This is a genomic window from Aromatoleum petrolei, from assembly GCF_017894385.1.
GTDB lineage: Bacteria > Pseudomonadota > Gammaproteobacteria > Burkholderiales > Rhodocyclaceae > Aromatoleum > Aromatoleum petrolei.
In genome coordinates this window covers 3,466,414-3,490,351 of sequence record NZ_CP059560.1, presented here as the reverse complement: position 1 = coordinate 3,490,351, position 23,938 = coordinate 3,466,414, and the positions used below count along the sequence as shown (strand labels likewise).

The 23,938-nt window shown below is 66.3% G+C and carries 24 protein-coding genes and 1 tRNA gene; 7 read left to right on the top strand and 18 right to left on the bottom strand.

Annotated elements, in window-relative coordinates; genetic code table 11:
• Positions 1–3: 3 nt before the first annotated feature.
• The 7 genes from ToN1_RS15955 to ToN1_RS15925 form a co-directional block, all read right to left on the bottom strand.
• A complete protein-coding gene (locus ToN1_RS15955) occupies positions 4–288 on the bottom strand; it encodes an STAS domain-containing protein (protein ID WP_169207118.1) in 285 nt (94 codons plus the stop codon).
• Positions 285–905, bottom strand: a complete 621-nt coding sequence (locus ToN1_RS15950) for an MlaC/ttg2D family ABC transporter substrate-binding protein (protein ID WP_169207117.1) — start codon at positions 903–905, stop codon at positions 285–287. The genes ToN1_RS15955 and ToN1_RS15950 overlap by 4 nt, the downstream gene beginning before the upstream one ends.
• A gap of 57 nt (positions 906–962) precedes the next feature.
• Positions 963–1,739 carry an MlaA family lipoprotein gene (locus ToN1_RS15945; RefSeq protein WP_169207116.1) on the bottom strand — a complete coding sequence of 259 codons (777 nt, stop codon included), beginning with the start codon at positions 1,737–1,739 and terminating at the stop codon, positions 963–965.
• A 28-nt stretch (positions 1,740–1,767) separates the two neighbouring features.
• Complete coding sequence (mlaD, locus tag ToN1_RS15940; RefSeq protein ID WP_169207115.1) at positions 1,768–2,241, bottom strand: outer membrane lipid asymmetry maintenance protein MlaD; 474 nt, start codon at positions 2,239–2,241, stop codon at positions 1,768–1,770.
• Positions 2,238–3,032 (bottom strand): lipid asymmetry maintenance ABC transporter permease subunit MlaE, encoded by a 795-nt coding sequence (gene mlaE, locus ToN1_RS15935; protein WP_018989113.1) that lies wholly within the window; start codon positions 3,030–3,032, stop codon positions 2,238–2,240. The genes mlaD and mlaE overlap by 4 nt, the downstream gene beginning before the upstream one ends.
• Positions 3,029–3,847 carry an ABC transporter ATP-binding protein gene (locus tag ToN1_RS15930; protein WP_169207114.1) on the bottom strand — a complete coding sequence of 273 codons (819 nt, stop codon included), beginning with the start codon at positions 3,845–3,847 and terminating at the stop codon, positions 3,029–3,031. The genes mlaE and ToN1_RS15930 overlap by 4 nt, the downstream gene beginning before the upstream one ends.
• Before the next feature lie 161 nt (positions 3,848–4,008).
• Positions 4,009–5,979 carry a monovalent cation:proton antiporter family protein gene (locus ToN1_RS15925; protein WP_169207113.1) on the bottom strand — a complete coding sequence of 657 codons (1,971 nt, stop codon included), beginning with the start codon at positions 5,977–5,979 and terminating at the stop codon, positions 4,009–4,011.
• Positions 5,980–6,121: 142 nt separating this feature from the next.
• On the opposite strand from ToN1_RS15925, the gene ToN1_RS15920 reads away from it, so the two are divergent.
• From ToN1_RS15920 to ToN1_RS15900, 5 genes are all read left to right on the top strand, one after another.
• Complete coding sequence (locus ToN1_RS15920; protein WP_169207112.1) at positions 6,122–7,117, top strand: KpsF/GutQ family sugar-phosphate isomerase; 996 nt, start codon at positions 6,122–6,124, stop codon at positions 7,115–7,117.
• Between the two features lie 60 nt (positions 7,118–7,177).
• Positions 7,178–7,759 (top strand): LPS export ABC transporter periplasmic protein LptC, encoded by a 582-nt coding sequence (lptC, locus tag ToN1_RS15915; RefSeq protein ID WP_169207111.1) that lies wholly within the window; start codon positions 7,178–7,180, stop codon positions 7,757–7,759.
• Entirely contained in the window at positions 7,756–8,298 is a 543-nt protein-coding gene (gene lptA / locus ToN1_RS15910; RefSeq protein WP_169207110.1) for a lipopolysaccharide transport periplasmic protein LptA, read from the top strand. The genes lptC and lptA overlap by 4 nt, the downstream gene beginning before the upstream one ends.
• Positions 8,299–8,327: 29 nt before the next feature.
• Complete coding sequence (locus ToN1_RS15905; RefSeq protein WP_169207109.1) at positions 8,328–9,104, top strand: enoyl-CoA hydratase; 777 nt, start codon at positions 8,328–8,330, stop codon at positions 9,102–9,104.
• A 328-nt stretch (positions 9,105–9,432) separates the two neighbouring features.
• A complete protein-coding gene (locus ToN1_RS15900; protein WP_169207108.1) occupies positions 9,433–9,999 on the top strand; it encodes a phasin family protein in 567 nt (188 codons plus the stop codon).
• Between the two features lie 125 nt (positions 10,000–10,124).
• Here the strand turns inward: ToN1_RS15900 and ToN1_RS15895 are convergent, their stop codons facing one another.
• The 11 genes from ToN1_RS15895 to miaB form a co-directional block, all read right to left on the bottom strand.
• Positions 10,125–11,336: a PilT/PilU family type 4a pilus ATPase gene (locus tag ToN1_RS15895; RefSeq protein WP_169207107.1), complete on the bottom strand. Its 1,212-nt coding sequence runs from the start codon at positions 11,334–11,336 to the stop codon at positions 10,125–10,127.
• Positions 11,337–11,470: 134 nt separating this feature from the next.
• Positions 11,471–13,180, bottom strand: coding sequence for a sensor histidine kinase (locus ToN1_RS15890; protein ID WP_169207106.1), 1,710 nt, complete (start codon positions 13,178–13,180; stop codon positions 11,471–11,473).
• Between the two features lie 54 nt (positions 13,181–13,234).
• The gene (locus tag ToN1_RS15885; protein ID WP_169207105.1) at positions 13,235–14,005 is read right to left on the bottom strand and encodes a lysophospholipid acyltransferase family protein; all 771 of its coding nucleotides are present in this window, start codon (positions 14,003–14,005) and stop codon (positions 13,235–13,237) included.
• A gap of 8 nt (positions 14,006–14,013) precedes the next feature.
• Positions 14,014–14,553 (bottom strand): D-glycero-beta-D-manno-heptose 1,7-bisphosphate 7-phosphatase, encoded by a 540-nt coding sequence (gene gmhB, locus ToN1_RS15880; RefSeq protein WP_169207104.1) that lies wholly within the window; start codon positions 14,551–14,553, stop codon positions 14,014–14,016.
• 16 nt (positions 14,554–14,569) lie between these two features.
• Entirely contained in the window at positions 14,570–16,657 is a 2,088-nt protein-coding gene (gene glyS, locus ToN1_RS15875; protein WP_169207103.1) for a glycine--tRNA ligase subunit beta, read from the bottom strand.
• Positions 16,654–17,577, bottom strand: coding sequence for a glycine--tRNA ligase subunit alpha (glyQ, locus tag ToN1_RS15870; protein WP_169207102.1), 924 nt, complete (start codon positions 17,575–17,577; stop codon positions 16,654–16,656). The genes glyS and glyQ overlap by 4 nt, the downstream gene beginning before the upstream one ends.
• A 141-nt stretch (positions 17,578–17,718) precedes the next feature.
• A complete protein-coding gene (lnt, locus tag ToN1_RS15865; protein WP_210147834.1) occupies positions 17,719–19,251 on the bottom strand; it encodes an apolipoprotein N-acyltransferase in 1,533 nt (510 codons plus the stop codon).
• Positions 19,248–20,081, bottom strand: a complete 834-nt coding sequence (locus tag ToN1_RS15860; RefSeq protein WP_169207101.1) for a CorC family transporter — start codon at positions 20,079–20,081, stop codon at positions 19,248–19,250. Before ToN1_RS15860 ends, lnt begins: the two co-directional genes overlap by 4 nt.
• Before the next feature lie 25 nt (positions 20,082–20,106).
• Positions 20,107–20,601 (bottom strand): rRNA maturation RNase YbeY, encoded by a 495-nt coding sequence (ybeY, locus tag ToN1_RS15855; RefSeq protein ID WP_169207100.1) that lies wholly within the window; start codon positions 20,599–20,601, stop codon positions 20,107–20,109.
• Positions 20,601–21,581 carry a PhoH family protein gene (locus ToN1_RS15850; RefSeq protein WP_169207099.1) on the bottom strand — a complete coding sequence of 327 codons (981 nt, stop codon included), beginning with the start codon at positions 21,579–21,581 and terminating at the stop codon, positions 20,601–20,603. Before ToN1_RS15850 ends, ybeY begins: the two co-directional genes overlap by 1 nt.
• A complete protein-coding gene (gene miaB, locus ToN1_RS15845) occupies positions 21,582–22,919 on the bottom strand; it encodes a tRNA (N6-isopentenyl adenosine(37)-C2)-methylthiotransferase MiaB (protein WP_169207098.1) in 1,338 nt (445 codons plus the stop codon).
• Positions 22,920–22,971: 52 nt separating this feature from the next.
• Between miaB and ToN1_RS15840 the strand changes: the two genes are divergently transcribed.
• Positions 22,972–23,048: transfer RNA gene (locus ToN1_RS15840), tRNA-Met, on the top strand.
• 142 nt (positions 23,049–23,190) lie between these two features.
• Positions 23,191–23,793 (top strand): SDR family NAD(P)-dependent oxidoreductase, encoded by a 603-nt coding sequence (locus ToN1_RS15835; RefSeq protein WP_169207097.1) that lies wholly within the window; start codon positions 23,191–23,193, stop codon positions 23,791–23,793.
• Positions 23,794–23,938: the final 145 nt, after the last annotated feature.

Here is a 23,938-nt window from a genome sequence, read left to right as displayed (position 1 = left end):
CAGTCAGGCGTCTGCGGGCAGCAGCTCTTCGACGCCGTAGAGCGTCGCGAGGCTGCGCATCCCGACCGGCATGCCGGTCTGGCCAACCTTGTGACCGCTCGCGCGCGCAACGCGCATCCAGTCGAACAGCAGCGCAAGCGCCGAGGAGTCCGCAGCGGTCACACCCGACAGATCGACGACGAGATCCTCGTCGCGCGCCACGGCACGGCCGCGCTCGATCCATTGCGCGGCCGTCGCCATCGTCAACTCGCCCTGGATGGCGAGAACCTTGCCCGCCACCGCGCTCATGTGCGCGCCGGCGCCGCGAGGTCGCGGTTCTTCTGCTCCAGCGACTTGATCAGGCCATCCACGCCGCCCGCGCGAATTTCCTGGGCGAAGGTGCCGCGGTAGTTGGTCACGAGGCTCACGCCGGCGACGACTACGTCGAAGACCTTCCAGCCCTCGGGCGTCTTTTCCAGCGTGTAGTCGATGTTGATCGGCTGCGCGCCGGCCTGGCGGACTTCGGTCTGCACGCGCACCGCGGTGTCCGCTTCCGCGAACTTGGCGGGCTTGTAGCCGATGGTCTGCTCGCGGTATTGCGTCAGTGCGTTGGAGTAGGTGCGCACCAGCAGGGTGCGAAACGCCTCGACGAGCTTGCCCTGCTGCTCGGGGCTGGCCTGGCGCCAGTCCTTGCCCACCGCCAGCATCGTCATGCGACGGAAATTGAAGTGAGGGAGGACCTTCTCCTCGACCAGGTCGATCACGCGGCGCGTGTCGCCGGACTGGATCGCCTTGTCCTGACGCACGATGGTGAGGACATCATCGCTCACCTCGCGCACGAGCGCATCGGGCCCCTTGGGTGCGTCGCCCGCGAACGCCGGCAGCATCGTGAACATCAGGCACAGGGAAAGCAGGAACTTCTTCATCGTCACTCCTCGGGGACTCCGGCGACCATGCGCGAGCCCCTGTTGTCCTTATAAAGTTTATTGCGCACCGGTTTCCGCAAGCAGATCGGCATCATCCTGCTGCCGCCGGGCGCCGTTGAAATCGATCTCCTCGAGGGGCGGATTGCCGTCGAACACGCGGTAGCGGCGCTGCTGCAGATAGAAATCGCGCGCATACGCATACTTGTCCAGCGTGCCTTCCTCAAGCGTCTTGTCGATGCCGAGCAGGTTGGCGCGGGCATGCACGAGGCGCAGCGCGGTGAGGCTGTTGCGCGTCGGGACGTCCTTGATGCCCCAGACGTCGTCGCCGTACAGGTCGATCGGCAACACCGCGGCATCACGGACGGTGCGCGGACCGAAGAAGGGCACGACGAAATACGCCCCTTCGCCGACCCCCCACCTGCCGAGGGTCTGACCGAAATCCTCGTCGTGCTTGGGCAGGGCGAGCTCGCTGGCGACATCGAAGAAGCCGAGGATGCCGACCGTCGAGTTGATCGCGAAGCGTAGCAGGTCGCTCAGGCCATCCACGAATTTGCCCTGCAACAGGTTGTTGCTGCCGATCCACACATCGCCGACGTTGCCGAAAAAGTTACCGACACCGGTACGCACGGGCAGCGGCGTGACCTTGTCGTAAGCCTTGGCAACCGGCTGGATCGCGGCTTCATCCACCTTCTCGTTGAAGGTGAACATCGCGCGGTTGTAGCTTTCGAGCGGGTCGTCTGGATTGGCGACGCGCGTCGCACAGCTCGCTAAGGCGGCACAGGCAAGCGCAAGCGTCAGCGCCCTGGCGATTGTCGGGGAAGGATTGTTTTTCATTATGTATTTCAGATCTTGATCCGGCGGATCAGTTCGCCGGCGTCGAGCCTTCGGCCGCCTTGTCGAACATGAACTGGCCGATGAGCTTCTCCAGGACCACCGCCGACTGGGTGATCTGCAGTGCGTCGCCGGCCTGCAGCATCGCCTCGTCGCCACCGGGCTCGAGGCCGACGTACTGCTCGCCGAGTAGACCGGAGGTCAGGATGGTCGCGATCGTGTCGCGCGGAAACTGGTAGCTCGCATCGAGCGACAGGGAGACGACGGCGCGATAGGTCTTGGAGTCGAAGCGGATCTCCTTGACGCGACCGACGACGACCCCTGCGCTCTTGACCGGCGCCCTCACCTTGAGGCCGCCGATGTTGTCGAACTGTCCGGACACGAGGTAGGTTTCACCGCCGTTGGCAGCCCCCAGGTTGCCGACCTTGAACGCGAGGAACATCAGCGCGGCCATGCCGATGATCACGAAGAAACCGACCCACAGGTCGAGCGTTGTACGCCTCATGACTGCCCTCGGAACATAAGAGATGTAAGCACGAAATCGAGCGCCAGGATCGCCAGCGCGGAGGTCACGACGGTGCGGGTGATGGCACGCGACAACCCCTCGGCAGTCGGTGTGCAGTCGTAGCCCTCGAACACTGCGATCAGCGCGACCGTGGCGCCGAATACGAAGCTCTTGATCACGCCGTTCATGATATCGAAGCGGAAGTCCACGGCCGCCTGCATCTGCGACCAGAACGCGCCGTCATCGACACCGATGAACACCACGCCAATCAGCCAGCCGCCGAAAACGCCCATCGCGGAGAACAGCGCCGCCAGCAGCGGCATCGAGATCACGCCGCCCCAAAAGCGGGGTGCGACAACGCGGGCGATGGGATTGACCGCCATCATATCCATCGCGTCGAGTTGCTCCGTCGTCTTCATGAGGCCGATCTCCGCGGTCACCGCGAGGCCGGCACGGCTGGCGAAGAGCAGCCCCGCGACAACCGGACCGAGTTCGCGCGTCAGCGACAGCGACACCAGCACGCCGAGCGCATCGCCCGAGCCGTAGCGCTGCAGCGTCTCGTAGCCTTGCAGGCCGAGCACCATGCCGACGAAGAGACCCGAGACGACGATGATCAAAAGCGACAGCACGCCGCTGAAATAGATCTCGCGCACCGTCAGGTGGATGCGCGTCAGCGACTGACCCGAATGACGCAGCAGCAGCATGAAGAAGCGCGCGGCGAAGCCGATGCGCCACACACCCTCAACCGCCGCTGCGCCCAGGCGGCGGATGAAGTTCAGCAGGCCGTTCATGCGATCCTCCCGCCGATGAGGCTCTGATCCAGCGCTTCGGCCGGATAGTGGAAAGGCACGGGGCCGTCGGGCTCTGCATGGATGAACTGGTACACCCAGGGATCCTTCGACGCGCGCAGCTCGTCGGGCGTGCCCTCCGCGACGATGCCGCCCTCGGACACGAAATAGATGTAATCGACGATCTGCAGCGACTCCATGATGTCGTGCGTCACCATGATCGTCGTCGCACCGAGTGCGTCGTTGAGCTTGCGGATCAGTTGGCCGATCACGCCGAGCGAGATCGGGTCGAGGCCCGCAAAGGGCTCGTCGTACATGATCAGCATCGGATCGAGCGCGATCGCCCGCGCCAACGCGACGCGGCGCGCCATGCCGCCAGATAGCTCCGCCGGCATGAGATCCGCCGCGCCGCGCAGCCCGACCGCATTGAGCTTCATCAGCACCATGTCGCGGATCAGCCCGAACGGCAGATCGGTGTGCTCGCGCAAGGGGAAGGCGACGTTGTCGAACACCGACATGTCGGTGAAGAGCGCGCCGAACTGGAACAGCATGCCCATGCGCCGTCGCATCTCGTACAGCTCAGCGGTATTCAGGGACGAGACGTTGCGGCCCGCGACCTCGACGATGCCGGCCGTTGCGCGTAGCTGCCCGCCGATCAGGCGCAACAGCGTGGTCTTGCCGCACCCGCTGCCGCCCATGATCGCGACGACCTTGCCCCGCGGCACCTTCAGGTCGACGCCGCGCAAGATCTCGCGCTCGCCATAGGCGAAGCGGACATCCTTCAGGCTCACCAGCAGATTGTCGGTTTCGGAAACCAAGTCGACGCCCCTCGGGGATCTTCAAAACTCATGAGTTTAGCAGACCGCGCAAGCGCGACAGCCACCAACACCACTTCGATGCGGATCGAATGCACGAACACAGTGTTGCGCATCACGGCAATGCACCGGGGAAGAACGCCGACGCGACGGGGGGCGGCCGCTCACCTCCCCCGCAAGAGTCTCCCTTCGGCCTGCTCCAGGTCGGCGGGCACGCCCATCAGCACGACGACATCCCCGGCCTGCATGAGCGTCTCGGCACTCGGCGCGAGCCCGCGGATATTACGCCTGCGCACGGCCGACACGGTCACGCCGAACTCGTCCAGCGCCATGCCCCCCAGAGTGCGACCGACCGCATGCGCGCCGGCCGGCAGCGTCACGGGGTGCAGGCGCACCTGGCGCGACTCCGGACCGTCGGCCGCATCCGAAGTGCCGTGGAAGAAGCCGCGCATGAGGGCGTAGCGCTGATTGCGCACGTCACGGATACGCCGCACGACCCGATTGAGCGGCACACCGATGAGCGCAAGGGCATGCGACGCGAGCATGATGCTGCCCTCGAAAGCCTCGGGCACGACTTCAGCGGCGCCGGCCTGCGACAGGCGGTCCATGTCCTTCTCGTCGGCTGCGCGGGTGACCACCGGCAGGTCCGGCCGCAACGCAAGCGCGCGGTGCAGCACACGCAGCGCTGCCTCGACTTCGCCAAAGGAGATCACCAGCGCGCTCGCACGCATGATCCCCGCCGCCATCAGCGTCTCGTGGCGCGAGGCGTCGCCGTAGACCACCGTGTCACCGGCGGCGGCGGCCTCGCGCACGCGCTCGGGGTCTAGATCCAGCGCGACGTAGCTGACATCCTCCTGTTCGAGGAAGCGCGCCATGTACTGCCCGCTGCGCCCATAGCCGCAGATGATGATGTGCTTGCTGGTGTTCATCGACTGCGCCGCGACGCGCGTCAGCTCCATCGAGCGCAACAGCCATTCGGATGCGACGAAGCGCATCACGATGCGGTCGCTCCCCTGCACCACCAGCGGCGCGAGCAGCATCGACACGACCAGCGCCGCCACCGTGATCTGCAGCAGCGCGGGTGGAATCAGGCCGAGGCCGTCGATCTGCGACACCAGCACGAAGCCGAACTCGCCGCCCGCGCAGAGCCACAAGCCGGTGCGCAGCGCGGTGCCGGCAGAGGAACCGAAGGCGCGCGAGGCCGCGAACACCATTGCGCACTTCACGACCAGCAGTGCGGCGACCATACCCAGCACTGCGAACAGGTGGCCCGCGATGACATGGACGTCGAGGAACATCCCGACGGTAACGAAAAAGAGTCCCAGCAGCACGTCGCGGAAGGGCTTGATGTCCTCCTCGACCTGATACCGGAACTCCGTTTCGGAAATCAGCATGCCGGCGAGAAAGGCTCCGAGCGCCAGGGACAGCCCGACCAGCTCCGACAGCCACGCCAGCCCGAGCGTGATGAGGAGCACGTTGAGCATGAAGAGCTCGCCGGAGCGGCGCCGCGCGACGATGGTGAACCATGCGCGCATCACGCGCTGGCCGAAACCGAGCACCAGTGCAAGCAGCACGACGGCTTTCAACGCCGCGAGCCCCAGCGTTTCCGCCAGCGCCTCGGCCGGCTGCGACAGCGCCGGAATCAGGATCAGCAGCGGCACGACCGCGATGTCCTGGAACAACAGCACGCCCATGGTCTCGCGCCCGTGCTTACTGTCGAGTTCCATGCGATCTGAGAGCAACTTGGACAGGATCGCGGTCGAGGACATCGCCAACGTGCTGCCCAGCGCCAGCCCGGCACCCCAACCAAGACCGAGGAAGTGGACCGCGGGCATCACCAGCGCAATGCAGCCCAGCACCTGGGCGGCGCCGAGTCCGAACACCGTCCGCTTCATCGCCAGCAAGCGCGGCAGGGAGAACTCGAGTCCGATCGAGAACATCAGGAACACGACGCCGAACTCGGCGAGATGGCTCGCGCCGTCGGAGGCGGGCACGAGTTTCAGCGCGTGCGGCCCCACCCCCGCGCCGACGAGCAGGTAACCCAGCACGGGCGGCAGATTGAGGCTGCGAAAAATCGCTACCGTGACGACCGCCGCGGCCAGCAGGAGGAGAACCAACTCCAGGGTATTGGGCATGGGGCTCCGCGTTGTACATCGGGTTCGACGGGCGGTTCGGGTATACTCGCCTGCCTTGGTGCGCCGCAGCGCCGTCCGATTATCGACGAGTCGTCACGCGCAGCGCCACCTATAAAAGAAAAGTGTAACCGCTCCGAACGCCATGAACCCACCCCAGCCAAAATCCGCGCGGGAAGCAGGCGCCATCGCCCTTGCGCAGCGCGTGCTGCGCATCGAGGCCGATGCCGTGATCGCCCTCGCGGAACGTCTCGGCGCCGAATTCGAGCAGGCGGTGGACCTGATCCTGCAGCGCCGCGGGCGCGTCATCGTCACCGGCATCGGCAAGTCGGGCCACATCGGGCGCAAGATCGCGGCCACGCTCGCCAGCACCGGCACCCCGGCGTATTTCGTGCATGCAGCCGAGGCCGCGCACGGCGACCTCGGCATGATCACGCCCGAAGACATCGTGATCGCCCTGTCGAACTCCGGCGCGAGCGAGGAAGTGCTCACCATCGTGCCGTTGGTCAAGCGCCAGGGCGCCAAGCTCATTTCGATCACCGGCAAGCCGGATTCCCCGCTCGCACGCGAGGCCGACGTGCATCTGGATGCGGCCGTGGCCGAGGAAGCCTGTCCGCTGAACCTCGCCCCGACGGCGAGCACGACCGCCGCGCTCGCGCTCGGCGACGCCCTTGCCGTGGCGCTGCTGGATGCGCGCGGCTTCGGCGCCGACGATTTCGCGCGCTCGCACCCCGGGGGCAGCCTCGGTCGCCGCCTGCTGACCCATGTGAGCGACGTGATGCGCCTGAGCGAACGCGTGCCACAGGTGCGCGAGGACGCCTCGATGATGGCTGCGCTGATCGAGATGTCGCGCGGCGGCATGGGCATGACCGCGGTGGTAGCCGCCGACGGCCGCCCGATCGGCATCTTCACCGACGGCGACCTGCGCCGGGCGCTGGAACGCGGCTGTGACGCACGCAGCGCGACGATCTCCGCGGTGATGACGCGCAACCCGCGCAACATCGGGCCGGACGCGCTCGCCGTCGCCGCCGCCGAGATGATGGAACGGCAGCGCATCAACCAGTTGCTGGTGGTGGATGATCGAGGCGCCTTGGCGGGCGCCTTGACGACCCACGACCTCATGCTTGCGAAGGTGATCTGATGCACGCTGCCGCCCAGCCCGCTGGCCTGCACTCGATCCGTGGCAGCTGAAGTCCCGGCCGTGAAACCGTCCATCCAGCAACTCTATCCCCTCGCCGGCCTGATCATCGTGGCCGGCGCCTCGCTGTGGCTGGAGCGCGTCACCACCGGCGACGAAGGCCGCCCGTCCGCGCAGACGCGCGCGGAGCCCGACTTCATCGCCGAGCGCACGCGCCTGATCGCGTTCGACCGCGAAGGCCGCCAGCACTACGAGCTGCTGGCCGACAAGATCACGCACCACCCGCAGGCGGACGTCACGATGCTCGAACGCCCCCGCCTGCGTTACGAGGCCGATGGGCGCCAACTACATCTCAGCTCGGAACAGGGCGAAGTGCTGCGCGAGGGCGAAGAAGTGCGCTTGGCCGGCGACGTACGCGCGCGGCGCGATGCCGCCCTTGGAAGCCCGGAGATGACCCTCGCGTCCTCCTCGCTTACGATCTGGCCCGACGAGGAGCGCGCCGCAACCGCCGACCCGGTGGCGCTCACCCAGGGCGGGAGCACGGCCTACGCGAACGGCATGAAATCCGACAACATTTTCGGCACACTGGAACTCATCGGCAATGCGCGCGTGCATATCCCGCGCTCCCACCGGAACACACCATGAAGCGCACCTCCCTCCCCGCCTTGCTCGCGCTCGGCCTGCTGACGCAACCTGCACTCGCCGAACGGGCCGACCGCGACCAGCCCGTCAACATCGAGGCCAACCGCGTAACCGTCGACGACCGTAACAAGGTGCATGTCTTCGAAGGCGATGTCGTCCTGACCCAGGGCACCTTGGTGATCAAGGGCACGAAACTGGTCGTCACCCAGGGACCCGACGGCTTCCAGTCCGGAGTCGCCACCGGCAGCGAGAAGAAGCTCGCGACCTTCCGCCAGAAGCGAGAAGGCAGCAACGAGTACGTCGAAGGCGAGGCCGAGCGCATTGAGTACGACAGCCGCGCCGAACGGGCGCGCCTGTTCAACCAGGCCCACGTCAAATCGGGGGCCGACGAGGTACGCGGGCACTACATCGAGTACGACTCGCTGAGCGAGAACTATCTGGTCACCAACCAGCCGGGCAAGACCGAAACGCGTGCTGCCGGCGACGGGCGCGTGCGTGCGGTGATCCAGCCCAAGAATTCCGGCACCGAGAAGACCAACTGACCGCTTCACCCTGCTACGGAGGAGACTGCATGGAGTACAGCAACATCATCGTTGAAACACGCGGACGGGTCGGACTGATCACGCTCAATCGCCCGAAGGCGATGAACGCCCTCAACGACCAGCTGATCGATGAAGTCGGCTACGCGCTCGACGGCTTCGAGAAGGACGAGAACATCGGCGCCATCGTCATCACCGGCTCGGAAAAGGCTTTTGCGGCCGGCGCCGACATCGGCGCGATGGCGAACTACTCGCACATGGACGCCTACAAGGGCGACTACATCACGCGCAATTGGGAACGCCTGAGGACCTGTCGCAAGCCCATCATCGCGGCGGTCGCCGGCTTCGCTCTGGGCGGCGGCTGCGAGCTGGCGATGATGTGCGACATGATCTTCGCCGCCGACACCGCGAAATTCGGCCAGCCGGAAATCAAGCTCGGCGTCCTGCCCGGCGCCGGCGGCACGCAGCGCCTGCCGCGCGCGATCGGCAAGGCGAAGGCGATGGACATGTGCCTCACCGCCCGCATGATGGACGCCACCGAGGCCGAGCGCGCCGGGCTTGTCGCCCGCATCATTCCCGCCGACCGCCTGGTCGACGAGGCGATCGAAGCCGCCACCGTGATTGCCGGCTTCTCGCTGCCGGTCATCATGATGATCAAGGAATCGGTCAATCGTGCATACGAAAGCAGCCTCAGTGAAGGCCTGCTGTTCGAACGTCGCACCTTCCATTCGGCCTTTGGCCTGGAAGACCAGAAGGAAGGCATGGCCGCCTTCGTCGAGAAGCGCAAGCCGGTCTTCAAGCATCGCTGATGCTTCTTGCGCCGCCGCAATTCTGCGGCGGCGCCCCCCTCCGTAATTTTCGTGTAATCTTCGCGACGCATGCTGCGCGGCGACATTGATGCCATTGGCACGAAGGACGATTCTGCCGCCCGGCATTTGTTTCACAATGAAACAAAGAAAAAACAGCAACATAGAACGATGCAGGACTTCAGCGCGGGTTTCTAAATTTTTATTGTGCGCCGCACAAAATTACTTGACACGCAGTTGCACCGACCTATAATCGAATCCATGTTGCGACGCACCACGCATCCAGGCGGTTGCGAAGCAAGCCCAATCCAGACGTAACCTTCATCAGGAGATGAAAATGTTTGCAACCCCCGAGCAATTTGCCGCCACCAACAAAGCCAATGTCGAAACCCTGCTGACCCTGGCCAACAACGCTTTCGCCAGCGCCGAGCGTTTCGCCGCCCTGAACCTGAACACCGCCCGTTCGATCCTCGAAGACGGTCTGGCCAATTCCAAGGCTCTGCTCGGCGCGAAGGACGCCCAGGAGTTCCTGGGTCTGCAGGCCGCTCTGGTTCAGCCGCTGGTCGAGAAGGCCGTGGCCTACAACCGCAGCGTGTATGAAATCGCCTCGCAGGGTCAGGAAGAAGTCTCGAAGCTGGTCGAAGCCCAGATCGCCGAGCTGAACAAGAGCCTGGCCGCCGCCCTCGACAAGGCTGCCAAGTCGGCTCCGGCCGGTTCGGACGTCGCCGTCGCCGCCGTCAAGTCGGCCATCGCTGCCGCCAACAGCGCCTACGACAGCGTCAGCAAGGCTGCCAAGCAGGTCGCCGAGATCGCCGAGGCGAACGTCGCCGCCGCGACCAACGCCACCGTCAAGGCCGTGAGCGCCACCGCCAAGACCGCATCGAAGAAGGCTGCCTGATCGCCTTCTGATTCATCGACGCGCGTTCCCTTTCGGGACCGCGCGTCAACGAAAAGCCCCGCCGAGCGATCTGCGGGGCTTTTTGCTTTACGGGATCGCCGCGACGGGTTCGGTGCGGCCGCGATTCAACCCGCGACCTTGGCGCCCGGAACAGGTGCACCCTCTGCCTCGTCGCCCTCTTCTTTCTCCTCTTCGATCGACAGGCTCAACTCCGCGGCCGCCGAGGTCTTGGGCTGGCCGCGCTCGGCCTTCAGCTTGATCTGCAGGCGCAGCTCGTTGGTCGAGTCGGCATTACGGATGGCCTCCTCGTAGCTGATGAAGCCGGCGTCGTAGAGGTCGAACAGGGCCTGGTCGAAGGTGCACATGCCCAGCTCGCGCGACTTCGCCATGATCTCCTTGATGGACTGAAACTGCCCCTTGAAGATCATCTCCGCGATCGTCGGGGTGTTGAGCAGGATCTCGATCGCGGCCTTGCGCCCCTTGCCGTCCTCGGTACGGATCAGGCGCTGCGACACAATCGCCCGCAGGTTCGACGACAGATCCATCAACAGCTGGTTACGGCGCTCCTCGGGGAAGAAGTTCACGATCCGGTCGATCGTCTGGTTGGCGTTGTTCGCGTGCAGCGTGCCCAGGCACAGGTGGCCCGTCTCGGCGAAGGCGATCGCATGTTCCATGGTCTCGCGGTCGCGGATCTCGCCGATCAGGATCACGTCGGGCGCCTGGCGCAACGTGTTCTTCAGCGCGTGCTCCCACGAGTGCGTGTCCACGCCGACCTCGCGGTGGGTGACGAGGCACTGCTTGTTGCGATGGACGTACTCGACGGGATCCTCGACGGTGATGATGTGTCCCGGCCCCGAGCTGTTGCGGTGATCGATCATCGCAGCGAGTGTCGTCGACTTGCCCGAACCGGTGCCGCCCACGACCAGCACGAGGCCGCGCTTGGTCAGGATTATCTCCTTGAGCACCTCGGGCAGCCCGAGCTTGGCGAGCGAGGGAATCTCCGACGCAATGGTGCGGATGACCATCCCGACGTGCTGCTGCTGGACGAAGACGTTCACGCGAAAGCGACACACACCGGGGATGGAAATGGCGAAATTGCACTCCATCTCGGCCTCGAACTCTCCCCGCTGCCGGTCGTTCATGAGGCTCATCGCCAGCGAACGCGTGATGTCGGGCGTGAGCCGCTGCTGGCTGAGCGCCTTCATCGTGCCGTGCGCCTTTACGGTCGGCGGGAAATCCACCGAGATGAACAGGTCCGACCCGTCCATCTGGTGCATCGCATTGAGCAGCCTGTGCATGTAGGAGCGGGCTTCTTCTATGCCCAGGGCGGACGACATAAGAACTCCTTCAGGAGGCAGGCGTGGCGCATTCATCGACCCGCTTGCGTGGTCTGCAAACAAAGGGGAATTCTAGGGCATCGCCCGCAACACCGGATACGGTTCCGCCATCCGGGACTCCGCGTGCGGTCGACTCAGGACGCAGGCGTGACGGGCGCTTCGGCCGGGAGTGCGATCTCGTAGTACGTACGCTCGCGGGTAACACGGCCGCCGAGGCTGCTCACGCGCCGTCTCACGACATCGAAGCGGCTGTCCTCGAAGCGCGCATGCTCCCTGCAGACGCCGGGATAGGCCTTGCATTCGCTGCTGATGCGGATCAGCAGCTCCGTACCGCTGCTCTTGGTCTCCACGACGATGGCCCCGCCCTTTCCGCCCGGACCTGCAGGACATTCCGTGCAGGCTTGCAGCAGGTTCATCAGCACTTCGTTGATGTAGTCGGGAATCACGGAGACAGCCGGGAGATCGGCGCCCCCCTTGAACTCGAGGCGGATGGAGCGGAAGCGCCGGTCGAATCCGAGGAAATCGAGGACCGACTTGACCATCGCGTTGATGTCGACGAGTTCGCGCGATTCCCGCCGCGCCGCGGCAAACTCCGAGATCTGCCGCGTCATTCCGGCGATACGACGGGTCTGCTCGAGGATCTGGGCGGGTTGACAGGTCTCGCACCCGTTGCGCTGCTTGTTGAGCTGGATCTCCTGCGCGAGCATCGAGATCGTCGCAAGCGGATTGCCGACCTCGTGCGAGACGTTTGCCGCCATCGTCGCCAGGGCAGCCATCTTCTCGTGATGCCAGCGTTCTTCGCGCTCCGCTGCACGCTCCTGCGCCGCTGCCTGTGCGTCGATGATGCGCTGTCCGATGCGCACGATGGCCCACAGGGCGCCGTAGAGGACGACCAGCGTCCCGCCCACGATCAGCAGGAAAATGTCCGAGCTAGTCCGGACCTTGCCCTCGTTTTCTGCCAGCGTCCGCTCCAGCTCGGTCTGGTTCGCACGCGCGAGCCCCCCGAGTTCGCCCGAAACCGCCTGGATGTGCCCCAGGAAGGAGGTGACGTCGGAATAGATCTCGAACACCCCCACGACCCGGTCGCTACCGCGCTCGCGCGCCGGGATGTAGCTCGAGATCAGGTCGCGGTTCTCGACCACGCCCTCAAAGGCGCTGAAGCGCTCGCGATGGGTCATCTCGCTCGCGGGGACGCCGGCGGCAGCGCTCCTCCACCCCTGGTTGTCCGACTTGTCCTCGCCGATCTGCGCGTGCTCCGACGAGTAGATCGTGATGCCGCGCAGATCGAACACCTTGATCTTGAACACGTTGCTCGCCCGCATTGTCTCGTAGGCCTTGGCGTCGAGTTCGGCGAAACCCGGCAGCGCCATGATCGTCCGGCCCAACTCCGCAAAACATTCGCGCCGCGGATCGCTTCCGCCCGCGACCGAAGGAGGCACGCTGCGGCAGGGTGCCGCCGAAATCGCCTGTGCACGCGCAGCGAACGGTGCGATATGCGTATCCCACAGCACATTGCCGACCACGCGCGTAAGCGTGACGTGGCTGGCTTCGTGCAGGGCGACCAGGCTCGCGCGCGCGGCCTGGTCCTGTTTGGCGGCAAGGTCCGTCTGTGCACGCGAGAAGAACTCTCCCTGCTCGCGCTGAACCTCGGCGAAGAATGTGATCTCGCTGCGTTGCAGGAAGTACAGGACCACCCCGACGACTACAAACGCGACGAGGCTCGCGAGCGTGAAATAGCGCATCAGGCGAAAATGGCGGACGGGCTCACCCGCCAGAGACCGCGCCGGCCGGGGCGGAAGCCTGCCACGGCGATCCATCATCTGCACTTCTCCCGCCCCATCCATTCCACGCTCCGTGCCCCGGGGGGGCCGCTTGCGGGACGACCGAAGCCGCCCGGTTCACTCTGCTTCTTCGACCTCGCCCGACACTGCGCCGGTGCTGTTGCGTCCGCTCCGGTAATGGTGCGGGAACAGGCGATGCATCTCGCCTTCGATCCACGCCGCGGAGCGGCGATTGACCTCGGCGGCATCCAGGCCCGTCGGATCGATCGCGGGACCGATGCTGACGGTGATCTCGCCGGGATACTTGAGGAAGGCCTCGCGCCCCCAGAACTCCCCGGCATTATGCGCCACGGGAACGACGGGCACGCCCGCCTGCTGCGCCAGCGCGGCCCCACCGGCCTTGTAGCGGCGCTTGGCGCCGGGGGCGGTGCGCGTCCCCTCCGGGAAGACCGCAACCCAATAACCTTCCGCGAGCCGGGCACGGCCCTGATCGACAACCTGGGCGAGCGCATCCTTCCCGGCGGCGCGGTCGATCGCGATGCCGGGGATCGCCGCGAGCCCCCAGCCAAAGAACGGCACCCTGAGGAGCTCGCGCTTGAGCACGAAGCACAGCGGCGGAAAGATCACCTGCAGGGCCATCGTCTCCCACGCCGACTGGTGCTTGGAGAGGATCACGGAAGGCACGGAGGGGATATTCTCGCTCCCGATGACCTTGTAGCGGATGCCCAGGATGCGCGGGATGAACCACATCATCAGCGGCGCCCAGGCCGTGACGATGCGGTGGCGCGTGCGAGGAGACAACGGATAGGCGAGGATGCCGAACAGTGCGAACGGCGGAGTGAAGATCGCCAGGACGATGGCAAACAGCAGGGAGCGCAGGACGACCACGGTACTCTTCAGGCAGTGAGATCGGCGACGAGGGCCGCCAGATCGGGGTAGATGAGCGTGCCTTCCGGCAGCGCGGGATCGTCGCGCGTCTTCATGCCCTTGCCGGTGAGGACCAGGTAGGGCTTGCAACCAACCGCAACTCCGGCCTGCAGGTCTCGCAGGCTGTCGCCAACCACCGGGACGCGGTCGAGGTTGACGTTGAAGCGCTCGGCGATCTGCAGGAACAGGCCGGGCTTGGGCTTGCGACAGTCGCAGGTGGAATCGGCCGAGTGCGGGCAGAAGAAGATTGCATCGAGCCGCCCGCCGGCCTGGGCGAGGCTCTTCACCATCTTCTCGTTGATCGCGTTGAGGGTGTCCATGCCGAAGAGGCCGCGCCCGACGCCCGACTGGTTCGACGCGACGACGACGCGCCAGCCCCACTGGTTGAGGCGCGCGATCGCTTCGAGGGAGCCCGGAATCGGCTTCCACTCGTCGGGCGACTTGATGAACTGGTCGGAGTCGAAGTTGATGACGCCGTCGCGGTCCAGGATGATCAGCTTCTGCGGCATGGAATGCTCCCGGTCGTCAGGCCGACAGGCGCGACAGGTCGGCGACCTGGTTCATCAGGCCGGCGAGCTGGCGCAGCAGCGCGAGGCGGTTCTGGCGCGTCAGCGGCTCCTCGGCCATCACCATGACCTCGTCGAAGAAGGTGTCGACCGCCGCGCGCAGGCCGGCGAGCACGCAGAGCGCGTCGGTGTAGTCCTCGTTCGCCATATGCGAGCGCACCAGCGGCGCAACCTCGACGACGCGGTGGAACAGCGCCTTCTCGGCCTCTTCCTGCAGCAGTGCGACGTCCGGCTCGGGCAGTTCGCCTTCGACCTTCTTGAGGATGTTGACGATGCGCTTGTTCGCGGCGGCGAGCGCCTCGGCCTCGGGCAGCGCGCGGAAGGTGCGCACGGCGTCGAGCTTGGCGGGGACGAGGTCCATGCGCGTCGGGCGCAGCGCGAGCATCGCGTCGATGACGTCGCCGGCATGGCCGGCATCGCGCAGCAGGTTCTTGAGGCGCTCGAACATGAAGTCGAGGAGCTGCGCCTCGAAACCCTGGGCGGTCAGCAGGCCCGGCTTGAAGCCGCCGACGGCGTCGGCCACGAGTTCGGCGAGGTCCAGCGGCAGCGGGCCGTCGATGAGGATGCGCAGCACGCCGAGCGCGGCGCGGCGCAGGCCGAAGGGGTCCTTGTCGCCGGTCGGCAGCTGGCCGATGCCGAAGAAGCCCACGAGCGCGTCGAGCTTGTCGGCAAGCGCGACGGCGCAGGCGACGTTGCCGGCGGGCAGCGCGTCACCGGCGAAGCGCGGCTGGTAGTGCGACTGGATCGCGTCGGCGACGACCTCGCCTTCCTTGTCATTGAGCGCGTAGTAGCGCCCCATGATGCCCTGCAGTTCGGGGAACTCGCCGACCATGTCGGTGACGAGGTCGGCCTTCGCGAGGCGCGCGGCGCGGGCAGCGGCCTTCGTGTCGCCGCGCAGCTTGCCGGCGATCGCGCCGGCGAGGCGTTCGAGGCGCTCGACGCGCTCGAGCTGGCTGCCGAGCTTGTTGTGATAGACGACGGGACCGAGGCGCGGCAGGCGGCTTTCGAGGGTGTGCTTGCGATCCTGCTCGAAGAAGAAGCGTGCATCCGACAGGCGCGGGCGCACGACGCGCTGGTTGCCGGCGACGATGTTCGACGCGTCGGCGATGCGCATGTTCGACACGATCAGGAAGCGGTTCAGCAGCTTGCCGGCAGCGTCGAAGAGCGGGAAGTACTTCTGGTTCGCGCGCATCGTCAGGATCAGGCATTCCTGCGGGACGGCGAGGAATTCGGCTTCGAATTCACCGACGTAGACGGTCGGGTGCTCGACGAGGGCGGTGACCTCATCCAGCAGGTCGGCGTATTCGTCGAGGCTCGCACCCTGCTCGGCGGCGGTCGCGACGAGCTGACGTTCGATCTCGGCGCGGCGCTCGGTGAAGTCGGGGATCACCTTGCCTTCGGCGAGCAGTGTCGGCTCGTAGGCGTCGGCGGTCGCGAGCGCGATTTCGCCGCGGCTCATGAAGCGGTGGCCGCGCGTGACGCGGTCGGAGTCGAGGTCGAGCACGCGGCCCGGCACGACGCGATCGCCGTGCAGCAGCGTGAGCTTGTGCACGGGGCGCACGAACTGCGCATCACCCGCGCCCCAGCGCATCAGCTTGGGGATCGGCAGCGCCTTGACGGCGTCCTGGACGATCTCGGCGAGCACCGCGTCCAGCGTCGCGCCGTCCTCGTTGCGGGTGTAGAACAGCGCTTCGGCCTTGCCGTCCATGCGGCGTTCGAAGTTCGCGACGGCGTCGGCGGCGATGCCCTTCGCTTCGAGCTTCTTCAGCAGCGCCGGGGTCGGGCGGCCTTCGGCGTCGAGCGCGACCTGCACCGGCATGATCTTCTCGGTGACTTCACGCGCGGGCGCGGCGGCACGCACCTGCGGCACGGTGATGGCGAGGCGGCGCGGGGCCGCGAACCAGCGGAAGCCGCGATCCTCGGCGATGAGGTCGCGCGCCTTGAGGCCATCGAAGATCTTCGCGGCAAAGGTTTCGCCCAGGCGCGGCAGGGCCTTGGGCGGGAGTTCCTCGGTGAGCAGTTCGACGAGCAGGGAGGCGGTCATCATGCGGCCTCCGTCTTGGTTGCAGCGGTGTTGAGCATCGGGAAGCCCAGGCTCTCGCGGGAGTCGTAATAGGCCTGTGCGACGGCGCGCGACAGGTTGCGGATGCGGCCGATGTAGGCGGCGCGTTCGGTGACGGAAATGGCGCCGCGCGCGTCGAGCATGTTGAAGCTGTGTCCGGCCTTCAGGACCATCTCGTAGGCGGGCAGCGCGAGGCCCAGTTCGATCAGGCGCTTGGCTTCGGATTCGTAGTTGCCGAAGAGCGAGAACAGGAACTCGACGTTGGCGTGTTCGAAGTTGAAGGTCGATTGCTCGACCTCGTTCTGGTGGTAGACGTCGCCGTAGGTGACCTTGCGGCCGTCCGGATAGACTGCCCACACGAGGTCATAGACGTTCTCGACCCCCTGCAGGTACATCGCGAGGCGCTCGAGGCCGTAGGTGATCTCGCCCAGCACCGGCTTGCAGTCGAGGCCGCCGACCTGCTGGAAGTAGGTGAACTGCGTCACTTCCATGCCGTCGAGCCACACTTCCCAGCCCAGACCCCAGGCGCCGAGCGTGGGGTTTTCCCAGTCGTCCTCGACGAAGCGCACGTCGTGCGCGTTGGTGTCGATGCCGAGTGCACGCAGGGAGTCGAGGTAGAGCTCCTGGAACTCGAGCGGCGACGGCTTGAGCACGACCTGGAACTGGTAGTAGTGCTGCAGGCGGTTGGGGTTCTCGCCGTAGCGGCCGTCCTTGGGGCGGCGCGAGGGCTGGACGTAGGCGGCGTTCCACGGCTCGGGGCCGATGGCGCGCAGGAAGGTCGCGGTGTGCGAGGTGCCGGCGCCGACTTCGAGGTCGTAGGGCTGCAGCAGCACGCAGCCTCGTTCGGCCCAGAACTGCTGGAGCGTCAGGATGACTTGCTGGAAGGTGGGTTTGTGCAGGGACATGGTCTCTCGACAGCTGTAGGCGACGGCAAGGGCGCCGCGCGGCGGACGCAAAGGGTGGATTTTAATGGCATTCCGGGGGCAGGGCGAATTTCCCCGGCGGAAAATGCGCGTCTCGCGGGCAAAACGCCGCAACCGCGGGCGTCAGACCCCTCGCCGGGTGTGCGCATCGCGCCGCAGGTGGCCCGCGACGGCGAGCGCCAGCACGCCCAGCAGCAGCACGGCGGAATCGCCCCAGCGCGCATAGGGCGTGAGCCCTTCGTAGCCCTGCACCGACATGCTCAGCGCCCCCTGCGTGAAGGCCGGCAGGACCTCGGCGACACGGCCGTCCGGCTGCACCAGCGCGGTCATGCCGGTATTGGTCGAGCGCAGCATCGGCCGCCCGGTCTCCATCGCCCGCACGCGCGCGATCTGCAAATGCTGCGGCTGGGCGAAGGAGTCGCCGTACCACGCAAGATTCGACAGGTTCAGCATCAGCGTCGCCTCGGGCAGGCTGCGGATCAGCTCGCGGCCGAAGAGGTCCTCGTAGCAGATGTTGATCGCGACGCGCTGTGCGCCCAGGCGCAGCGGTGGCTGGTCGGAGGCGCCACGCGTCTGGTCGGACATCGGGATGTCGACCAGCTCGTAGAACCAGCCGAAGAGCGGCGGGGAGTATTCGCCGAAGGGTACGAGGTGCTGTTTCGCGTAGCTCTGCGAGGGCGAAGCGCCGAGGCTCAGCGCGGCGTTGTAGATCGCTCCGCGCGCATCGCGCAGGAACACGCCGAACACCAGGTCGCCGCCGCGCGCCGCGACTGGCGCGGCGAGCTCTTCAAGGTAGCCGTCGGGCAGGCGGTCGGCCAGCAGCGGCAGCGTCGTCTCGGGCAGCACGACGAGGTCGGCGGGATGCTCGCGCACGAGGCGCGCGTTGCTCTCCAGCCACTCGGACAGCAGTTCGGGACGCCACTTCAGGCCCTGCTCGACGTTGGTCTGGATCAGCGCGACCTCGAGCGGCTTGCCCGTCGGGGAGGTCCAGGGGACTCGCCCGAGGCCGAAGCCTGCCCCGGCCAAGAAGAGGATCGCGGCAAGCGCCGCCGCGGCGGGACGCACACTGCACCAAGGCGTGAGGGCGACGAGCGCCGCGAGGAAGGCGACCAGGCCGCCCACGCCATACACGCCGACCACCGGAAAAAATCCTGCGAGCGGGCTCGGCGGGGTCTGCGAATAGCCGACCGCGAGCCACGGGAAGCCGGTGAACAGCCAGCTGCGCAGCAGCTCGGAGCCGATCCACAGGCCGGCGAAGAGCAACGCGCGCCGCCACGCGCCACCCCGCCCGAGGCGCACGAACAAGGCCCCGACCGCAGCCGGAAAGAGCGCGAGATAAGCGCAGAAGAGCAGGATCGCCAGCGCCGCGAGCGGCATCGGCATGCCCCCGTAGCGGTTGAGCGCGACGTAGAGCCAGGACACCCCGGCCAGGAAGGCGCCCAGCCCCCAGGCGAAACCGAGTGCGAAACCGGCACGCGCACGCGTTTGCCGCGCAGCGAGACCTGCCAGCACGGCGAGGCTCAGCACCGCCAGCGGAATGATCCCGAAGGGCGAAAAGGCAAGGACCGACGCGCCGCCTGCGAGCAGCGCCACCAACAGGCCGCGCGCGCGCGCCCACGCCCGCACTAGGCCCCGGTCCTGCTCGCGGACGGTCACGCTTCGGCCGTTCCGGCGACGGGCTGCACGAGCAAAGTATGCACGCGCCGACCATCGACGCGCAGCGCGGTGACGCGCAGGCCGCCGAGCATCACGACTTCGCCGCGCCGCGGCAGGCGGCCGAGCTGGCAGATGAGCAGCCCGCCGACGGTATCCACCTCGGCGTCACTGAAGTCGACGCCGAACGCGGCATTGAACTCGCCGATCTCGGTGGTCGCGCGCACGCGGTAGCGGCCATCGGCATCGAGCTGGATGTTGTCGCTGGGCTCGAGCCGGTCGAACTCGTCCTCGATGTCACCGACAATCTGCTCGAGCACGTCCTCGATCGTCACGAGCCCGGCGACGCTGCCATACTCGTCGACGACGATGGCCATGTGATTGCGGCTGACGCGGAACTCGCGCAGCAGCACGTTCAGTCGCTTCGACTCGGGCACGAACACGGCCGGACGCAGCAACGCATGCATGTCGAAGTCACGGCCGGCGTAGTAGCGCAGCAGATCCTTCGCGAGGAAGATGCCGACGATGTCATCCTTGCTGTCGCCCACCGGGAAGCGCGAGTGGCCGGTGTCGACGACGTGGGCGGCAATCGCATCGACCGGGTCGTCAAGGCGGATGATGTCCATCTGCGCGCGGGGAATCATCACGTCGCCGACCTGCAGTTCGGACATCTGCAGCGCGCCCTCGATGATCGCCAGCGCATCGGCATCGAGCAGGTTGCGTTCGAAGGCCGAGTGCAGCAGGGCCAGGAGCTCCTCGCGATCCTCGGGCTCGCGCGACAGCAGCGCGGAGAGGCGTTCGAGCAGACTAGGTCGTGGTGATGCGGGATCCATATGTCGAAAGAATCAGTCGGGCAGGTCAGGCGGATCGTTCGGCGTAGGGATCAGGATAGCCCAGTTCGGCGAGAATCCGCGTTTCCAGTGCCTCCATCTCCTCGGCCTCGTCGCTGTCCTCGTGGTCGTAGCCCTGCAGATGCAGCATGCCGTGGACGATCAGGTGGGCGAAATGTGCCTCGAGCGCCTTGCCCTGCTCGGCGGCCTCGCGCACGACGACTGGCACGCACAGCACGAGATCGCCGGCCAGCGGCGCGTCGCCATCCTGGTCCGGCATGCCCTCGCCTTCACCATAGACGAAGGTCAGCACGTTGGTGGCGTAGTCCTTGCCGCGGAAGTCGCGGTTGAGTTCGCGCCCCTCGGTCGCGCCGACGAGACGCACGGTGACTTCGGCGTCGCCCGCCTGCAGCGCGGCCTGCGCCCAGCGGCGCATGTCGCCGGAGGACGGCGCGTTGTCGCGGTTCGCCTTGCCGATCGCCTTCTGGATCGTCAGCGCCAGATGAGGAGGCGAGTCGATCATCACGCCTGCTCCTTCTTCGCGAGCGCGGCCTGCATCGCCGCGCGCGTCGCCTGGTTGTCGTAGGCCTCCACGATGCGCGCGACCAGCGGGTGGCGCACGACGTCTTCCTTCTGGAACTCGGTGAAGGCGATGCCGCGCACGGCGGCGAGCACCTCGCGCGCTTCCAGCAGGCCGCTGCGATGGCCGCGCGGCAGGTCGACCTGCGTGAGGTCGCCGGTGACGACGGCCTTGGCGCCGATGCCGATGCGGGTGAGGAACATCTTCATCTGCTCGGGCGTCGTGTTCTGCGCCTCGTCGAGGATGATGAAGGCGTGGTTGAGCGTGCGCCCGCGCATGAAGGCGAGCGGCGCGATCTCGATGCTGCCGCGCTCGAAGAGCTTGGCGACGCGATCGAAGCCCATCAGGTCGTAGAGCGCGTCGTAGAGAGGACGCAGGTAGGGGTCGACCTTCTGCGCGAGGTCGCCCGGCAGGAAGCCGAGGCGTTCGCCCGCCTCGACCGCCGGGCGCGTCAGGATGATGCGCTCGACGAGCTGGCGCTCGAAGGCATCGACCGCGCTCGCGACCGCGAGATAGGTCTTGCCGGTGCCCGCGGGGCCGATGCCGAAGGTGATGTCGTGCGCCTGGATGTTGCGCAGGTATTCGACCTGGCGCGGCGTGCGGCCGTGCAGCTCGGTCTTGCGCGTCAGCAGCGCCGGTGCGGCCTGATCCGACTTGCGGCGATTGGCGATCTCGATCAGGCCGAGCTGGATGTCATCGACGCTGAGATGCTCGTCCGCCTGCTCGTAGAACTCGCGCAGCGCCTTCGCCGCCAGGGCCGCCTGTGCGGGCCCGCCCTGCAGCGTGAAGCGCTCGCCGCGGCGCGCGATCGTCACGTCGTACGCGGTCTCGATCTGGCGCAGGTTTTCGTCGAGCACGCCGCACAGGTTCGCGAGCCGCGCGTTGTCCAGCGGCTCCAGCACCACTTCGGTGGGTCGGCCCATTCAGATTTCTCTCGTCACGATTTCGCCACGCAGACTGTGCGGCAGGGCGGCGGTGATTGTCACGTCGACGAACTGCCCGATCAGGCGCGGATTGCCGGCGAAGTTCACGACGCGGTTGTTGTCGGTGCGTCCGGCGAGCTCGGTCTCGTCCTTGCGCGACAGCCCTTCGACCAACACACGTTCGACGCGGCCCACCATCGCCCGGCTGATCGCCTGGGCCTGCTCGTCGATGCGCTTCTGCAGGCGCGCGAGCCAGCGCAGCTTGGTCTCCTGCGGCACCGGGTCTTCCAGATCGGCGGCGGGCGTGCCGGGACGCGGGCTATACACGAAACTGAAGGACGCATCGAAGCCGACCTCGTCGATCAGCTTCATCGTCTTCTCGAAGTCTTCCTCGGTCTCGCCGGGAAAACCGACGATGAAGTCCGACGACAGCGACAGATCGGGACGCGCCGCGCGCAGCTTGCGCACGACGGACTTGAACTCCAGCACCGAGTAGCCGCGCTTCATCGCCGCGAGGATGCGGTCGGAACCCGACTGCACCGGCAGGTGCAGGTGGCTCACGAGCTTGGGGATGTTGGCGTACGCGTCGAACACGCGCTGCGTCATCTCGCGCGGATGCGAGGTGGTGTAGCGCAGCCGCTCGATACCGGGGATCTCGGCGACGCATTCGAGCAGGAAGGCGAAGTCGCCCGACTCGCCGCCCTGCTTCGTGATCAGACCGCGCCACGCGTTGACGTTCTGGCCCAGCAGCGTCACTTCCTTGACACCCTGGCCGGCGAGGCCGGCGACCTCGGCAAGGATGTCTTCAAGCGGCCGCGACACCTCCTCGCCGCGCGTGTAGGGCACGACGCAGAAGGTGCAGTACTTGGAACAGCCTTCCATGATCGACACGAAGGCGCTCGCCCCCTCGACGCGCGCGGGCGGCAGGTTGTCGAACTTCTCGATCTCGGGGAAGGAGATGTCGACCTGAGAGCGGCCGCTGTAACGCCGCTCGGCGATCAGTTGCGGCAGGCGATGCAGGGTCTGCGGCCCGAACACGACGTCGACGTAGGGCGCACGCGCCACAATCGCCTCGCCCTCCTGGCTCGCGACGCAGCCACCGACGCCGATGATGAGGTTCGGATTCGCCTGCTTCAGGTGCTTCACCCGCCCGAGGTCGTGGAACACCCGCTCCTGCGCCTTCTCGCGCACCGAACAGGTGTTGAAGAGGATCACGTCGGCCTCTTCCGGGTTGTCGGTCTTCACCAGTTCCTCGGTCGCCCCGAGCACGTCCGCCATCTTGTCCGAGTCGTACTCGTTCATCTGGCAGCCGAAAGTGCGGATATACAGTTTCTTCATTGAAGCGTGTTGACGCGCAGATTCCCAAACCGCTATATTAGCAGGCTCGAGCGGTGATGTAGCTCAGACGGTTAGAGCGATGGATTCATAACCCATAGGTCGGCAGTTCGATTCTGCCCATCACCACCACGATTTCCAAGCGAAAGCCCAGCCCTCATCGGCTGGGCTTTTTGCTTTCTGGTCTGTCCACGCGCGTTGAATTTTGCCCCCCAGAGGGTCAATTTTCAGTGAGTAGCAACAGCGCGAGGCACACGGCCGCCTCGACATCCTCGTGAACAACGCCGGCGGAGGCACCTACAACGACATCGAGAGCGTCACACTCGACGAGTGGCCCCGGATCATGTCGATCAACCTCGACTCGACCTTCATCGGCACCCAGGCGGCGATCCGCTGGATGAAGCGCACCGGCGGCGGCAAGATCATCAACGTGAGCTCGGTGGCCGCCTTCAGCGGCGCCCCGAACCTCGCCGCATACTGCGCCGCCAAGGCCGGCATCAACATGATGTCGAAATCGGCAGCGGTCTATTGCGGCCAGAAGGGCTACAACATCCGCATCAACGTGGTGCCCCCGGGCCTGATCGAGACGAAATCCGGCGTCGAAATGGCCCGCCTCGCGATCGGAGCGCAACGAGGATGCCATCGCGATGTTCACCGCCCTGCACCCGATCGGCCGCATCGGCCAGCCCGACGACATCACCAACGGCATCCTGTATCTCGCGTCGGACGAATCCAGTTTCGTGACTGCCGCGAGCCTGATCATCGATGGCGGTTTCACTGCCGCATAAAGCTGTCGGAAACGATCAGCCGACAGGGCTGGGATCGAGCGCGACCGGGTTGTCGTCGATGCCCGGATGCGCTTGCCCCGAAGATATGAGAATCGCCGTGATTTCCTGAGAAACGTGGGGTGCAGCTCGCCCCCCGTCCGCGCTTCGTGGATCGCGCCATGGATGAAGAAGCTGGCGGGGCTGATGTCGTACGGACTGCCGAGCAGCTTGTTGCCCGCGAGGTCCGCCGTCACG